The 323-nt window shown below is 46.4% G+C and carries 1 tRNA gene and 1 rRNA gene; both read left to right on the forward strand.

The features are described from left to right. Positions 1–77: ribosomal RNA gene (locus tag ATB78_RS28010) — 16S ribosomal RNA — on the forward strand; the annotation flags it as partial. Between the two features lie 123 nt (positions 78–200). Then, positions 201–276: transfer RNA gene (locus ATB78_RS28015), tRNA-Glu, on the forward strand. Positions 277–323: the final 47 nt, after the last annotated feature.

Genomic DNA, 323 nt, shown 5'->3' on the forward strand with positions numbered 1-323 from the left:
CCACTTTGTGGTTCATGACTGGGGTGAAGTCGTAACAAGGTAGCGCTAGGGGAACCTGGCGCTGGATCACCTCCTTAAACGATGATTACTCACGATGAGTGTCCACACAGATTGATATGGTTTATAAATAAAAGAGACGAAGATATCCCAATATCTTCGAAGTTTGGTTCTGCTTTTTAAAAGTGGAAACAAATAGCAGTGTCCCGTTCGTCTAGAGGCCTAGGACACCGCCCTTTCACGGCGGTAACAGGGGTTCGACTCCCCTACGGGATACCATTGGGTCGTTAGCTCAGTTGGTAGAGCAGTTGACTTTTAATCAATTG

The organism is Vibrio sp. CUB2 (assembly GCF_001557945.1).
GTDB lineage: Bacteria > Pseudomonadota > Gammaproteobacteria > Enterobacterales > Vibrionaceae > Vibrio > Vibrio owensii.